The organism is Mesotoga sp. H07pep.5.4 (assembly GCF_003664935.1).
In the GTDB taxonomy this organism is placed as follows: domain Bacteria; phylum Thermotogota; class Thermotogae; order Petrotogales; family Kosmotogaceae; genus Mesotoga; species Mesotoga prima.
This window is the reverse complement of the sequence record NZ_JFHM01000011.1, coordinates 112,697-127,721: the sequence shown is the minus strand read 5'-3', so window position 1 is coordinate 127,721 and position 15,025 is coordinate 112,697. Positions and strand designations below refer to the sequence as shown.

Genomic DNA, 15,025 nt, shown 5'->3' with positions numbered 1-15,025 from the left:
CTTTATTAATTCTAGCAGTTTTGTTGGTATTCTTCAAGAGAGTTTGCCTATGTTTAACATTCAGGACATGAAACGTAAAGAAAGTTTAGGCAGCATTTATGTACAATATAGGTTTTTGTTTGTCAGCCGATTTCACTTAATGAAAAGACCAATCTTCCTCCAACGAATGTCATATCCGAAAGCCTGTCTTCATTGGCCTTCAATAAGTCAGCATCGATCACAAAGAGATCTGCCGGGTAACCCGGTTCAAGTGAGCAGCCTCTGCAACTATTGGCCAGAAGATGCCCGTTCGAAGTGTACATTTCTATGCTTTCCCTTCTCGAAAAGTATCTGTCTGCAGAGTTCAGATTTCTAATCACTGACGTACTCTCAACGGGAGAATCCGTTGACAATGCTAGAAGGACACCCATATCTCTCATCTTTCCAAATGGATATGCGTTCTCCATACGAGAAGGGCCGAATCTTTCCGGAGCTATCAACCTGTCGGAATCAACGAAGACTGGCTGAATAGATGCAGTGAGCTTCTCTTCTACCATCCTTCGGATTTGCTCTTCAGAGGCGATCTGAACGTGAATCAATCTGTGCCTAAGCGTTTCGCTCTTCGATCCTTCGAAGGCCTTCAGTGCTTCTTCGAGGGCACGATCGCCGATTACGTGAACACAAACCTGAATCCCTTCTCCGTCTGCCCTTTTCACAATCGGTCTAATCTCTTCAGCCTTCTTATAAAGAACGCCTCTTTCCCCGGGAGAATCATAGTACGGTTCAATCATAGCCGCCGTTCTCGCTCCAAGCGAACCGTCGAGATAGAGTTTTGCCGCATTCAATTGAAAGAATTCGTTTTCGAACTGTCGGCCGAGTAGTATCATTTCGATGTCTTCGTCTCGCGATACACAGAATTTCTCGTAAACTCTTAGATCGACAATGCCTGAGAGTCTTTGCATCAGGAGTTCGTATTCTATCCCGTGGTAGTCATCGCTGTGCACTGAGGTCACGCCGTATTTCAAGAAGGCCTTTGCTCCGGCTTCGATTGCAGCCTCTACTTCTCCAGAAGTTAGCAATATGTTTCTTTCGACCTCATCAAGTGCTCTCTCTTTAAGGATCCCGAGATCAATGTCCGTTCCGTCCAGTCCATGAAGTCGTTCGAGACTAAAGAGCTTTATGAAAGCCGAATTCACAGAGGCGATATGACCGCACCTTCTTGTAATTATTACTGGTCTAGATATGATTGAGTCCAGTATCTTTCTTACGGGCATGAAGCCAAGAACCTCCTGGTCCCAGCCCCGGGCTCGAACGATATCGCGTTCAACACTCAGAGCCGTTGCAAGCTTTTCTACCGAGTCACAGTTTTCGAGATTGACTTCAAGCTCCTTTCTTCCAGTTCCGATTAGATGAGCGTGAGAGTCCACAAAACCCGGGTAGACGAATTTACCGCTTACATCTATTTCTACCGCATCTTTTGCCTCTACTTCAGAAATTAGGCCTTCGCTAATGTAGAGATCTCGGGTGACGTATCTTCCATCGGGTACCGAGTAGACTCTGCCTCCCTTAAGTGAATATGCCATTATAGTTTGGCTCCCGAGCTCCCAGCAATTCGACCGGCGAGGGCCGCATTGTTTATCAAAAGAGAGATGTTCGCGTCGAGAGTCTTGCCATTTGATAACTCAGCGATAGTGCTTAAGAGAAACGGTGTCAGAGCCTTACCGGATACCCCCTTAGCTTCGGCAGATGACAGAGCAGTCTCTATTAACCTGGAAAGGTCGTCGTAATCCATCGAATCGGTTTCTGGGATAGGGTTCGCTACAAGCACCGCACCATCGATCCCCAGTCTCTCTTTCTCTTTTAGAATCAGCAGAGCCTCTTCCGGTGAATTTATTGTAAGGTTGATTCTATAGGGACTTCTGGAGCAATGGAATAGTGGGAATGAGTCCGTTTTGTAACCGACCAGAGTGACACCAAAAGTCTCGAGAAACTCAAGAGTCTTAGGGACATCGAGGATGCTCTTTACACCAGCCGATACAACGATCATACTGGTTCGGGAAAGCTCGATAATGTCTTGAGAAACATCCCAGTCTTTACCACGATGAACTCCACCAATGCCTCCAGTAGCGAAGACCGAAATACCGTCTCTCTTTGCGATTGCCATCGTGGCACTTACCGTGGTCGCTGCATCTCTCTTCATCGCTGTGGCGTAGGGAATTTCAGCCGTTCCGACCTTCAAAACATCCGGAGCCGTTCCCAGCCGTATTATCTGCTCTTCCCGAAGACCAACGATTATTTCTCCGTTGAGAATTCCAACAGTCTTCGGTTCACCGCCATTTTTTCTGACTGCCCTCTCCATGCTTAGAGCAGTCTCGAAATTGACACCCCTTGGAAGACCGTGGGCTATCACGGTTGATTCGAGAGCAACAACATTGTTCAACTTCATTCACCTCTCAGACATTTAGGCATCGGAAGGCCCTTTGTTTTCAACCTCATTACTTCAAGATCCCTGGATTGGGCTGGTCAATTGAAGCTGACTTCCAAAAAAGCTTTCACGCGTCCCGTTTGAATCAATTTTATCAGAACGCAATTGAAAAGGATGGAGCGTAATGCTATAATTTCCACGTTGAGCCCCTATAGTTCAACGGATAGAACGGTGGATTCCTAATCCGCAGATGAAGGTTCGATTCCTTCTGGGGGTACCAGAAGCGAGGATATCCTCGCCTTTTTTATTGGCGATTAGCATACAGGAAAGTGGCACCGAAAAGGTTACCTAGGGTACGTTAATTAGTCGTAGATGCTGTCTTTTGCCGATATTTAGGTTTGAGAAGAATTCGAGATGGTCATAGAATTCATTTGAGGATCATTAAATTGAGGAGGTATTCTTGTGGCCGAAACTAGTTTGTTCCAAAATGCGTTAAAGCAATTCAATAAGGCAGCCGATGTGATGGATCTTAGCCAAAGTATGAGGCAGGTCCTGTCCTTTCCTAAGAGAGAGCTCACGGTAAACTTTCCTGTCAGAATGGATAACGGTGAAATCAAGGTTTTCACAGGGCATAGAGTTCAGCATAACGTCGCCAGGGGTCCCGCAAAGGGAGGAATCAGGTATCATCAGAACGTTACCCTTGACGAAGTGAAGGCTCTTGCTTTTTGGATGACATGGAAGTGCGCGGTTGTAGGCATTCCTTATGGGGGAGGAAAGGGTGGGGTCTGTGTAAACCCACAGGAACTTTCTATAAACGAGATTGAGAGACTCTCCAGGAGATACTTCTCAGAGATTCAGATAATCATCGGTGAAGGAGAAGATATCCCAGCACCCGATGTCAATACAAATGCACAGATAATGGCATGGTACATGGACACGTACTCCATGAACATCGGCCACTCCGTACTGGGAATTGTCACAGGAAAACCTCTGGAAATCGGAGGGTCAAAGGGAAGAACCGAGGCCACAGGCCGCGGAGTAAGGGTTGTTGCTGAAGAGGCGCTTAGGTACAAAGACATGGATCCAAAGAAGGCAAAAGTGGCCGTTCAGGGCTTCGGAAACGTCGGTTCCTACGCGGCAAAGCTGATTGCTGAAGAGATGGGTTCGAGAGTGGTTGGCTTGAGCGACGTTTCAGGCGGCCTTTACAATCCCGACGGATTTGATATCGATGATCTGATGGCCTACAGAGACCAGAACAACGGAGTAATCGAAGGTTATCCCAAGGGGCAGAAGATCAGCAATGAAGATCTTCTCGGTCTCGACGTGGATATCCTTGTTCCTGCTGCTCTCGAAAACGCAATTACCGAAAAGAACGCCAGGAACATCAGGGCGAAGATAGTTGTTGAGGGTGCAAATGGCCCTATGACCCCTGAAGCCGAAGATATGATTCTTGCAAAAAACATTTTTGTTATTCCGGACTTCCTGGCAAATGCAGGTGGAGTAACGGTATCATACTTCGAATGGGTACAGGGACTTCAGCATTACTTCTGGGATGTAGAAGATGTTAGGAGAGCCTTGCATAAGATAATGAAAGAGGCTTTTGGTTCCGTAATATCGACAATGAACAAATACAGTATCGATATGAGAACTGCCGCATACGTTGATTCAATAGAGAAAGTCGCGCTTGCAACGAAACTTAGAGGTATCTATCCCTGATAGTCTTAACGGAGAGCAAATTAATCGAGCGGAAGAACTTTCTTCCGCTCTTTTGTTGAGATGAGTATTTATAGCCTTTCGGAAAGATAGAAATTGTCATCAACTCTGTAAGCCGTTAAGAAGCCACCGTAAACACAACCTGTGTCGATACCGATCTTGCCCTCCTGAATGAGTGGACCACTTATTAATGGCGTGTGGCCATAGACAACCGTTCGACCCTTGATCGGGTAGCTGCTCTCTAGAAAGGGTTCTCTAATCCAAAGGAGATCTTTTGGATCTTGCTTCTTCAGAGGAATTCCCGGTCTGACTCCTGCATGAACAAAGATGAAGCCCTTCTCTTCATAGTACAGAACTGTGTTGTTGAGAAACTCGATGTGATATTCGGGAATGGATCTTATGGTTCCGTAACTTCTTATCGTTGTCTCCATTCCGTTATATGCCCATATTGTGGAACCCTGAACGCCATTCAAGTAATCTAGGAACATCTGCTCGTGGTTGCCGCGAATGAAGTGGCACTCGTAATTCGCTGAAAGCGCAATGAGAAAGTCTATAACTCCTCTGGGATTAGGACCGCGGTCCACATAATCTCCTATGAAAACAAGTGAGTCGTCATCCTTGAGATCAAGGGCACTAATGAGTCTTTTCAAAGGCAAAAGGCAACCGTGAATATCCCCTATTGCATAGGTCAACCCAGAATGCCCCTCATCAACAACTGCCATAAGTATGATATAAGCACTCCTGCAACGGGACTGATAATCCATTCAATCTTCTTTTCTTTCGAAAACACAGCCCGGAAAGCAAGCCCCGCGGCTACAGATATTATCACCCAGGTCCATTGATTTGCGAGAATAAAGATGAATATAGACATTCTCTCGGCAATTCCAATTGAATCAGTCGCTTCTTCCTTTATAATCCTTCCCCGAAGAAAATAGGTTAGTCCAACCGTTGTCAGAAGCATTCCCATCAGATACCAGGAAAACTCCACGGTAACGAAGGATTCGATCAAAAAACTTCTTCCAAGCAATGTCAAGAAAAGCAAAAGGAAGAATGCAATTATCTCTATCAGTTCATTGGAAAGTCTCTTTCGTCCCATATCAAGAGTGACCGTCAAACCTATGGACAGTATTAGAATAAGAATTCCAAGCGGATTCGATAAAAAGACATCGAAAGTGAAAGCAAGAAAGACAAGAACAACCCATACAAAATGCATCCAGAACTTCTTGTCATCCATCTTTGCCAGTTTCTTGTTATTCACAAAAGCATGATCAACTACATAATAGGCCACTAAAAGATGTAATGGCATGTCTCAACCTCCGATCTTCTCTCTGCTGTTCCATGGTAGCACGGGAACAAGAAAAGTTGCAACAATCAGTGCGGCCAAAACACCAACCCCGAGACTGATACCGAACGCGCTCAAAAGCTTTCCCTTTGCAAAAACAAATGAGAAGAAGGTGAGCATCGTTGTGGCCGAAGACATGGTTATCGATTTAAGGGTTTTTGATAGCTCGGAATTTCCTTTCTTTTTAGAACTATGCATAACGTACACAAGACTGTCGACCCCAATACCGATTATCAACGGAGCGGAAATTACCGTGACAAATGTTGTTTCAACGCCCAACAGCTCCATCAAACCAAACATGGACATCAAAATCCCTATCATAAGAAGGAGTACTTTGAACCCGTCGATTAAGGACTTTCTCTCCGCCGCTACAACTACAAAGATCGCTAGAAAAGCGACAAGACATATGGAAAGTGAAACTCGCCTTACAAGATCCATCAGATAATAGAAGACCTTTGGATATCCCCCAAAGGTCTCCTTAAGTTCCGGACTTAGACTGTCGTATATTATTTTTATAACATTGTTCCTATATATATACGATGACGGTTCGGAGTTCAACAGAAAGTAAGTCTTTCCATCGCCACCTGTGTAAAGCAACTGGTCTCTAAGACTCTCCGGGATGACTTCAGTAACTAAACTTATAAGATCATCGGAGCTCTCCACAGTCCCGGCCCTATCGAGCAACTCGACGATAAAGTCATAGTAGTTTGCTTTCTTGAATACCGCTTCAACAAGCGGTGAGTCCCGCAGTGCGTCGATCTCTCTCACGACCTGCTCCATCTGACTCATGTAATCTCCCTTTCCTCCTTCAACAATCGAAAGAATGGAGAATGAGCTTTTGAAGTTAGGATTCCGAGCAATCTCCTCGTGTGCCTTTCTCAACGAATCAAGATCGGGAAGTATGAAAGGAACCGTGTTTATTATGCTGCCGCCAAATGTCCTTTCGATGAGGTTCGGAATCGCCACTTGCTCAGAGTCGGGTGACATCAAACCCGGAGGCGTGTAGGAAAAGCTCCTGATGTTATTCAATCCTAGATAACTCAGTATGAGGAGCAACGCAAAAACAACTCCTCCCGAGATGACTCCGAACTTTATGATTACTCTGGAAATCTTCTGAAAGAATCGATCAAGGAGATGTATGTTTGCAACCTTTGTTGAATTCATGAGGGTCTTAATTGATAAGGCCGGAAGAAAGACAATCATTACAACAAAGAAGACTACGATCCCAATCGATGAAAGAATCCCGAGTTCTCTTATGGCGGGCGAGTCGATTGCGGCAAGGATTATGAATACCAGCGCAGTCGTTACCATGCTCGCCAGAAGCGGTCTGGTAAGTGCACCATATGCATCTCTCAGCAGAGCGACCGCGTTCTTCTGCTTTGACGCTCCATCGGAAAGCCTTGTGATCATATGAATTCCGTAGTCTATTCCCAGGCCAAGGGTAATCGCAGTGACAAAAGTAGTTATTATGTTGAGGGATCCGAAAACAACATAGGAAATCCCTAGAGTGATAAACATGGAAATTGCCAGAGAAAAGAAGACATAGAGAGTAATCTTGAGACTTGAGTAGGCAAAAAAGAAGAGAAGAGATATTCCCACAAGAGAGATAATCGTGGTGAGCATGAAGTCACTGTTAACTTGCTTGTTTGAATCGTACGTCCCAAAGTGATCGCCTGCCATGCCGAAGGACAAACCATATGATCTGCATATCTCTCCTACCCACCGTCTCAGAACGGGTATGACTCTGTTTACATAAGACACGTCCGAAGAAGGACCATCAAGTCTTATACCCATTACCAGGACCATTGGATCGTTCGTTGGGATCGTTTCCGGCAACCTTACAAAATTCCAGAATTCGTCGGATTGCGGGGAATTCCCCAGAAGCCCTTTGAGCTCCTCAAATTCAACAAGCATCTGACCTATACTGCGGACAGCTGAAAAATCGTAATTGACGAGGCTTTGAACGGTTCTAGAGAGGTCCTGGTCTCGGCTTCTCATTGAAGAGAGTTCAGCGGGATCTACCATAAGAAGCCCGAGTGGCCCCAAATCTGACATAACATCGAATCTCACGAAAGATTCGATATTCTTCATTTCATTGGCCGTTTCATAAATCTGCCTTCCTGCAGAAATCAGATTCTCTATGCCCTTTTCACTTTTATCATCAGTCTGGAGTACGATATATGTAACGTCTCCAGAAGTATCCCCGCTAATGAAACGATTGTATTGCTTCACAACAGGATTGTCTTTGGGTAGTATTTTGAGTAAATCTGAATCGATATTCAGCTTCGTGGAAAGATATGCACCGAAGGCGCCGAGTATAACGAAAAAAACTATGACGGCAACACGGTGTCTAATGACAAATTCACTCAGTCTCAACAACTAACCATCACTCACCATCGAATATTTTTGTCTTTAGAAAAGCATCTCAAGTATACCAACTTTGAAATGAAGAAACATCTTTTTCGCTAATCGCTTCAGTCTTTTATCAGAAAATACCTTACCGGAAGATAGGGTATTGAGTAGCGTTCCACAGTTTCAATGAAGGACTGGTTGATCGCGCCGCCCTCTCTTAAAACGACAACAGGACCACTTCCGGCAAAGACGTCTGAGACAAAACTCCCGGGACTTATAGAGTGCATAAAATGTACTCTGTAAAAGCTGAATCCTTCTTCCAGCAATGAATTGTAGTCTGACTCCATGACAAGCGTGTAACCAGGCAGATAAGTAAGTCGGAAAGCTCCGTAATCGATGGACTCTATTCTAGTTACCGTGCTACCGAAAAACTCTACTGTCTCGTGTTCTCTTGTACCGTTCTTCCCCGTTTCAATGTAGAAGAGAGTCTGCAACCTAGAGAAGACTTCCTTGTATGGGCAGGTAAATGTTCTAATACCTTTTTCAGCCGACATGATCCAGGGTCCGACACCTTCTCTCTCTAGTTGCAGGAGAACAGAGCTGAATTCCTTTGTCTCTTCGAGATGATTTCGGAACCTCTCAAGCAAAGGTATAAAGCTGTTTCTGAGAAAGAAATCGGGAGTCGCTCTCCGGCTCCCGACATTCTGAAGTGTTTCAAAATTCATGTATAGAATTACTAGAAGCCCACAAATCAGCGCGATAAGCGAAATCAGTATTGAAACACTTGCTATCTTCAATTTACAACCTTAACTCCCAGTTTCTCGAGAATAGTCTCGATAGCTTTCGAAAGTTGAAGATCGTGTTCCACATCTACAGTAGCCGTTGAAAGCGTCAGCTCTCTCCCGTCCTCGCTGGGAGCTTCCTCACCGGCTTCAACAATTATATCTGGTTCTATTCCCTGAAGATGAATATCACTTCCATTCGGAGTAAAATAATGCGCGGTTGGAAGCCATATTTCTCCTCCGTTCGAGAGATTAAATACTGTCTGAACTGCTGCCTTTCCGAAAGTTGTCGTTCCTATCACCGTTGCCAGTCCGTGATCCTTAAGCGCCCCCGTGAGTATCTCTGATGCAGAAGCACTGCCATCGTTTACAAGCACAACAATCGGCTTGTCTGTGAAGTAGGAATTATATCTCGATCCCCAGGAATTGTAAACCTCTTCCTGACCGTCCCTATATCTTATCGTTATTACTCTCTTGCCCTTTGGAAGCATCAGTGATGATATGTTCAAAACGCTCTGTAGTAGCCCGCCAGGATTGTTACGAAGGTCGATAATGAACGCCTCACTCTCTCTGCTCAAATTTAGAGCATCCTGGAATTCATCATAAGTTGGCGCGTTGAAACCGGTTATTTGAATGTAAGAAATATCGGTATCTTCAACAGAAAGCAATTCCGTCTTGACACTCTTAATCTCTATGAAGGCTCTTGTGATCTCTACAAAAAAGGGATCCTCTACGGATTCTCTATAGACCTCAAGAACTACCTGAGTATCGGGGTCTCCTCTCAGCATATTCACTGCACCGTAATAACCGACTTCCGATACCGCCACTCCGTCAATTGTGAGAATCAAATCGCCTGCTCTAAGGCCAACTCTTTCGGAAGGGCTTCCGGCCATCGGGGCCACCACTTCTAGACAATCGAACTCAATGTTGTACTGCACCGTAGAGCCAATCCCACCGTACTTGGAGGTGGTATCCAGTTCGTTTTCCTTAGTTTGAACCGGGTCAAAATACCATGCAAAGGGATCGTCGAGTCCACGCATCGTGCCTGTCAAAGTCTCATTTAAAATCGCGTCATAATCTACCTTTTCAATGTCGTAATAGTTGCGATCTATGTACGTAAGAATCTCGAAAACGGGGCTGAACTTCTCGAACATTTCATCGTCTGTCATCGATGAAAGTGCGCCCAGGAAGAAAACTGCAAGCAGGACTGAAACAGTCAATAATATCTTAAGGACTCTATTCTTTTCCATTTAATTTCCTCCCCTCTACCTTTATGCCAAACACCAGGTATGTAGTATGACCGACCATCCTATCTTCAGGTCTGAATCTTTCGGGGTTTGCCTTATAGCTTCTGGCAAGTATCTCCCACACCTGGATATCAATAACTCCCAATGTTCCAAGAATCGTTAAAGTTTCCTGAACCTGATTAGCTGTCGGGCAGAGAATGCAGATCCTGCCACTTTTCTTAAGAATGGCTACCGCACTCTCAAGGGAAGCGGAAGGATCGGGAACATCAAGAAAGAAGGCGTCGGCTTTCTGACTTTCTTCGCATTCCGCAACATCCCCAGATGCGAACGTCACTCGTTCAATGTGGCCAAGATGGCGAACGTTCTTCTGCGCCTTTTCCAAGAAATCCTGTCTCTTTTCATATGATACCACCTTGCCCGACTCACCTACCGCTCGAGAAAAGACCGAAGTCATTACACCCGTCCCCGTTCCGGCTTCATAAACAACATCGCCCGGCTTTATGTCGAGGTATAACAAGATAAATGCGACATCCTTTGGATACACTATCTGTGTTGACCTCTTCAAAGAGAAGATGCCGTCAATCATTGATGGTTTTATCAAGAAGGCATCCCGAAGCCCCAATCTGATCTTCTCTCCGAATTCTCTTCCCACAAGAGAATCCATTATCAGGTTTCCATAATGTGTCTTCAGGACACTGCCTCTCTTCACCTCAGAGAAGTATTTCGCTTCTTCGTCTTCGAGCATTATCAGAACGCTGTCACCGTAATCAATCATCTAAACTCCTCTGAGTTTAATTATGTTCTCGATCAGAGTGTCAAGCTCTTCGATCTGACCAGATTTACTGGCCTCAATTACGCACTTCCTCGTATAGCCTTTGACTATCATTTCTGATACTTTTGAGAGTGCAGAGTTGACGGCCGACACCTGCGTCAGAATATCACCACAGACTCTGTCATTTTCAACCATTTTCTGCAGCCCTCTAATCTGGCCCTCGATTCTTTTCAGTCTGTTCAGGACAGCTTTCCTTGTTTCTTCGTCTACTCTTTGCATGGCTTCACCTCATAAGGAACCGAATACGCTGCCACCAATGAACTCCTTTATAATGGAGGTTCTCGGAATATCCTCGAGGTTCATCATTGGAAGCAGATAATCAATGAACCTGAGAAGCCTCTTAGCTTCGAGATATTCTGGTACGGAATCATCAATTTGAACAAGTAGAGGCTCTGCAAACCCCTTTAACGCTGCTAGCTCATACACTATTGCAGAATTGAACATGACATCTGCCTCTTCCTGAAAGGGAAATATATACTTATCCTCTCCTCTTCGGACGCTTGGCCACATACGCATTGTGTCCAGTGCCGAGTGTCCTCTCGATCTGTTGTCACGCACTATTCTGCGTAGCAATCTGACGTCTGTTGTTGGTATTCTGTTCAGACTATCGAGATTCATTTGCGTCAGGGCGCTGACATATATCTTGAATTTCCTGTGCCTTGGAACGGAGCTGCTTAACAATTCATTAAGGCCATGAATCCCCTCTATGATCACCGGTTGACCCTCGGAGATTCTGATGGGTTTGTCATGGAAGCCGCTCTTGCCAAGCATGAAATCAAATTTGGGAAGTAAGACCTCTTTGCCATCCAAGAGTTGCGAGATCTGCTCGTTGAACAGATCGATGTTAAGAGCATGTATCGATTCGAAATCGTAATTACCGTTCTCGTCAAGCGGAGTTTTTTCTCTGTCGACGAAGTAATCGTCAATCGATATCTGAACGGGATTCATACCGAGTACCTTGAGATGAAGCATCAGCCTCTTTGAGAAGGTTGTCTTTCCGGAACTTGAAGGACCTGCTATAAGAATCAGACTGGGTTCCTTATGTTTGGCAATCTGGTCTGCGATGGCACCGATCTTCTTTTCATGGAGGGATTCCGTAATATTCACTATCTCTCGAATCTCTCTTGGACCCTTACTTATTATTTCGTTTATCTCTCCAATAGTCTTCACTCCGAGGATCTCGCCCCATCTTTCATGTTCGAGGAAGATGGCAGAGATCTTTGGCTGATCGACGAACTTCGGTAGCCTGTCAGGCTGTTTTGTGTCGGGGAGATTCAGTATGAAATAATCTCCATAGGGTATTAGAGAAAAATTTAGTATAGCTCCGGTCGAGTAAGGCATATAACCGTAGAAGTAGTTCATGAATCCCTTACATCTGTAAATATTGACGGTCGATTTCTTTCTGTATTTGAAGAGCAGAGCCTTGTCTCTCTGTCCATCTTCACTGAAAAGCCGTATTGCCTCGAATTTCCTCAGCGTGGCTTTTTCGAAAACGATATCCTCTTTGACTAACTCCCTCATTCTCTCTTCGATTCTAATGAGATTCTCCGAAGTACTTTCTAATCCCTCGATATTGCAGACTAGTCCCGTTCCTCTGGAGTGGTGCACATTCAACTGTGCCGAACCGAACAGCTCCCTGATTGCAATGAAGAGTATGAACAGAGTCCCCCTCGTATAGATCCTTATTCCATCGAGGGAAAAGAGATCAATGAATTCCACTTCCTTTTCGCCGTTTACATTTCTACAAAGCTCTATTAAAGAGTTTCCGGATTTAGCAGCCATTATAGGAGCCTTGTGGAATTCGCCGCACATTTTCGAAAGTTCAAAGAAGGAAGTCTCTCTCGTCACATGGATCTTCTTGCCCAATTCCTTTACAAAAATCTCGTGGTCAGCCATAGAATCACTCCAAATCATTGACACCACAAATCGTCGATGTTAGAATCTATTTGCTGTGGGGCGTAGCCAAGTTGGTAAGGCATCAGATTTTGGCTCTGACATCCGTAGGTTCGAATCCTGCCGCCCCAGCCAGAAAAGGGTGGCGTAAGCCACCCTTCGTTCTGCTAGTTAACAGTCTCTGTAGCCCCTTCGCTATCGAAATTCACGTCTAAATCAACGTCTCCGACAGAAGAAGGCTCATCATTGCCGAAAGGAACTTCCAGTTCGCCTGTTCCTATCTCAGTGTCGATAACCGTTTCGGTCGAGGCTTCAGTAGAAGTAGCGTCAGCCGTTGGAGTTGCATCGACGGTATTCTGAGCATTAAGTTCGGAAATCTGGAATTCTATTGTTTCGATGAGCGATCCAATAGTTTCGTCTTCGGGATAGAGTTCGGCAAGTTTCTCAAGATAGTGCTTTTCACTGAGAAGGTATATCTGCGTTATCTGCTCGTTCTGCTCCATGTTCGCCATCTTTTCATATATATCCACAAGGAGGTATAGAGCGCTCATCTTGAGATCGGTAGCTGCTTCGGTGGAGTTGATAACCTTCTGGTTAAGATCGCTTTCAATTCCCTGAATTGGAGAATCCAGGAGAAGTGATCTTGCCTGAGCGCCGAAGTACTGTCCATAATATTCGAGATAGCTGTCGAGTAGCTCGGGGCTTTCGAGAAGAGGCCTTATGTTTGCGTTATAAGAAGTTTCGTTGTACATGTATACCACTTCGGGATTATCACCGTCTATCTGGTACATGTAGTTAATCACTCTCGTTGAATTTGGCATCACAGAATAAAGGTATCGCACCGAATTCTCGAATCGCAAGTTCTTGCTGTCAAGCAAACTACGTTTCTCCGTAAGAGCCTCTTCGATTTCTTCAGGAGTCTCTACGTTGAATTCACTCATGTACTCTTTGGCCCTTTTCGTGTCGGTAAGTACGCTTCTGGCCTCCGTATCTGTCGATGGGATCGTCTCGAGCCGGCTGTCAATTTCATCGATCGTCAGCGAAGTGGCCGTAGAAGGTAGAGTCAGCAATAAATCCTGAAGATCTTCAAGATCAAATATCTGGTTTCTAAGCTTCGTTATCTCGTTTTCGACGAGTTCAGTGTAGAAAACAACGGGAAGATACGAGTCTCCAATCAGGAGATTGCCGGATTCGTCGAAGTAGTCTTTCTCGAGCTCCTCAAGAAGCGCACTTGACTTTTCTGGGTCGGAAATTGCCTCGTCATATCTGGCGTACATCTGCAAATCGGGATCGTTGACTGTATATGAGAGATTGTTCTCTTGCCGATAGTCGGCTATCCATTTATTGAACTCCTCATTTTCAAAGCGGCCTAGCTCAGTCTGATAGGCAGAAGTGCTGGCAAACTCCTCGAAAGTGTCGAAAGTTGTTTTGCTGTTAACCTGAATCAAGTGGTAGCCGAACTGCGATTCCACAGGGCCTATTACAAGACCGGGCGTAGCATCAAACGAGGCATCTTCAAATTCCTGCACCATCTGACCCCTTCCGAATTCACCAAGGGCCCCGCCGTTAACCGCGGAGCCGGTATCGATAGAAAACTGAGTCGCGGCATCTGTGAACGAGATCTCGCCGCTGTCTATCATCGACTTAATCTCAACCGCACTTGCTTCATCCGAGACGAGAATGTGGTTTGCATCGACTCTCTCATAGTTGATCTTCAGATCTTCCATATTTTCGTTGACGTAGTTCTCAAATCTCTCTTCCATGTCGGGAATAGCTTTCTGCGTGACATTAGTTGCAAGCATTTGTGTTGCTACATAGTCTCTTATCAGTTCAGAGAAAGCATCTACCGAACCGTACTGATAAACAATTGCGGATTTTGTTTCCTCATCTGCCACGTATTCATCGACGATTCTCTTCGTTTCCGCATCGACCTGTTCCTCAGCTGGAAGGACATCGTTCTCTGTCGCGTAGAGAAGAAGTGTCTTCTGATCTATCAATGACTTGAACAAATCATATCTGATTCCCATTTCACTGGGATAGTTTTCCGTTTCAAAGTATGGATCAAAGTTGTAACCCTGACTCCGAAGATTCGTAAGTGTGTCGCGCACAGACGTTTCGTATTCTGAATAAGTGATCCAGTAATCTGAGTTTGAGAGAGGGGTACCGTCTTTTGTAAGCCCTCCGACAGTTTCGCTAAAACTGATCTCCGTACCGATGCCCTGCTCATTGCCCTGGGAGCCCCCTCCAAGATACTGGGCAACCGACCACCAGACTATTCCAACTCCAAAGAGTATGGCCACGGCCCACACAATCGGCCGCTGAATGGATTTCATGAAATTAGAATTTCCTCTCGATTTTCTGTTTGGCATTTAGTTTTCAACTCCCTCCAAGTACCTAATACTCTACAACCAACAGGGGGAGGTTTATGCCTCCCCCGGCTTCACGAATTATACCATAGTA

Annotated in this window: 12 protein-coding genes and 2 tRNA genes; 3 read left to right on the top strand and 11 right to left on the bottom strand. The window is 45.2% G+C overall.

The window, feature by feature from the left end:
• Window positions 1-122 precede the first annotated feature (122 nt).
• Both Y696_RS07645 and Y696_RS07640 read right to left on the bottom strand, forming a co-directional pair.
• Window positions 123-1,562: an amidohydrolase gene (locus tag Y696_RS07645; protein WP_121510155.1), complete on the bottom strand. Its 1,440-nt coding sequence runs from the start codon at window positions 1,560-1,562 to the stop codon at window positions 123-125.
• Complete coding sequence (locus Y696_RS07640) at window positions 1,562-2,419, bottom strand: pseudouridine-5'-phosphate glycosidase (RefSeq protein WP_121510154.1); 858 nt, start codon at window positions 2,417-2,419, stop codon at window positions 1,562-1,564. The genes Y696_RS07645 and Y696_RS07640 overlap by 1 nt, the downstream gene beginning before the upstream one ends.
• 190 nt (window positions 2,420-2,609) lie before the next feature.
• On the opposite strand from Y696_RS07640, the gene Y696_RS07635 reads away from it, so the two are divergent.
• Window positions 2,610-2,684: transfer RNA gene (locus Y696_RS07635), tRNA-Arg, on the top strand.
• 182 nt (window positions 2,685-2,866) lie between these two features.
• Window positions 2,867-4,120 carry a Glu/Leu/Phe/Val dehydrogenase gene (locus Y696_RS07630; protein ID WP_121510153.1) on the top strand — a complete coding sequence of 418 codons (1,254 nt, stop codon included), beginning with the start codon at window positions 2,867-2,869 and terminating at the stop codon, window positions 4,118-4,120.
• 68 nt (window positions 4,121-4,188) lie between these two features.
• On the opposite strand, the gene Y696_RS07625 is transcribed toward Y696_RS07630, so the two are convergent.
• The 8 genes from Y696_RS07625 to Y696_RS07590 form a co-directional block, all read right to left on the bottom strand.
• Window positions 4,189-4,809, bottom strand: a complete 621-nt coding sequence (locus Y696_RS07625; protein WP_121510152.1) for a metallophosphoesterase family protein — start codon at window positions 4,807-4,809, stop codon at window positions 4,189-4,191.
• Window positions 4,806-5,423, bottom strand: a complete 618-nt coding sequence (locus Y696_RS07620; protein ID WP_099771431.1) for a hypothetical protein — start codon at window positions 5,421-5,423, stop codon at window positions 4,806-4,808. Before Y696_RS07620 ends, Y696_RS07625 begins: the two co-directional genes overlap by 4 nt.
• A 3-nt stretch (window positions 5,424-5,426) precedes the next feature.
• Window positions 5,427-7,835: an RND family transporter gene (locus tag Y696_RS07615; protein ID WP_259459883.1), complete on the bottom strand. Its 2,409-nt coding sequence runs from the start codon at window positions 7,833-7,835 to the stop codon at window positions 5,427-5,429.
• Between the two features lie 98 nt (window positions 7,836-7,933).
• A complete protein-coding gene (locus Y696_RS07610; RefSeq protein WP_099771429.1) occupies window positions 7,934-8,608 on the bottom strand; it encodes a hypothetical protein in 675 nt (224 codons plus the stop codon).
• Window positions 8,605-9,843 (bottom strand): S41 family peptidase, encoded by a 1,239-nt coding sequence (locus tag Y696_RS07605; RefSeq protein ID WP_121510150.1) that lies wholly within the window; start codon window positions 9,841-9,843, stop codon window positions 8,605-8,607. The genes Y696_RS07610 and Y696_RS07605 overlap by 4 nt, the downstream gene beginning before the upstream one ends.
• A complete protein-coding gene (locus tag Y696_RS07600; RefSeq protein ID WP_121510149.1) occupies window positions 9,830-10,615 on the bottom strand; it encodes a tRNA (adenine-N1)-methyltransferase in 786 nt (261 codons plus the stop codon). The genes Y696_RS07605 and Y696_RS07600 overlap by 14 nt, the downstream gene beginning before the upstream one ends.
• Window positions 10,616-10,891 carry a metal-sensitive transcriptional regulator gene (locus Y696_RS07595; protein WP_121510148.1) on the bottom strand — a complete coding sequence of 92 codons (276 nt, stop codon included), beginning with the start codon at window positions 10,889-10,891 and terminating at the stop codon, window positions 10,616-10,618. It lies immediately after the preceding gene.
• A gap of 9 nt (window positions 10,892-10,900) precedes the next feature.
• Complete coding sequence (locus Y696_RS07590) at window positions 10,901-12,568, bottom strand: nucleoside kinase (protein WP_099771425.1); 1,668 nt, start codon at window positions 12,566-12,568, stop codon at window positions 10,901-10,903.
• A gap of 56 nt (window positions 12,569-12,624) precedes the next feature.
• Between Y696_RS07590 and Y696_RS07585 the strand changes: the two genes are divergently transcribed.
• Window positions 12,625-12,700 (top strand) — tRNA-Gln (locus Y696_RS07585).
• A 32-nt stretch (window positions 12,701-12,732) separates the two neighbouring features.
• On the opposite strand, the gene Y696_RS07580 is transcribed toward Y696_RS07585, so the two are convergent.
• Entirely contained in the window at window positions 12,733-14,934 is a 2,202-nt protein-coding gene (locus tag Y696_RS07580) for a peptidylprolyl isomerase (RefSeq protein WP_121510147.1), read from the bottom strand.
• Window positions 14,935-15,025 lie beyond the last annotated feature (91 nt).

Coding starts and splice junctions, on each gene's coding strand:
- Y696_RS07645 (WP_121510155.1), bottom strand. CDS start 1,562: ATGGCATATTCACTTAAGGGAGGCAGAGTCTACTCGGTACCCGATGGA.
- Y696_RS07620 (WP_099771431.1), bottom strand. CDS start 5,423: ATGCCATTACATCTTTTAGTGGCCTATTATGTAGTTGATCATGCTTTT.
- Y696_RS07605 (WP_121510150.1), bottom strand. CDS start 9,843: ATGGAAAAGAATAGAGTCCTTAAGATATTATTGACTGTTTCAGTCCTG.
- Y696_RS07600 (WP_121510149.1), bottom strand. CDS start 10,615: ATGATTGATTACGGTGACAGCGTTCTGATAATGCTCGAAGACGAAGAA.
- Y696_RS07595 (WP_121510148.1), bottom strand. CDS start 10,891: ATGCAAAGAGTAGACGAAGAAACAAGGAAAGCTGTCCTGAACAGACTG.
- Y696_RS07590 (WP_099771425.1), bottom strand. CDS start 12,568: ATGGCTGACCACGAGATTTTTGTAAAGGAATTGGGCAAGAAGATCCAT.
- Y696_RS07580 (WP_121510147.1), bottom strand. CDS start 14,934: ATGCCAAACAGAAAATCGAGAGGAAATTCTAATTTCATGAAATCCATT.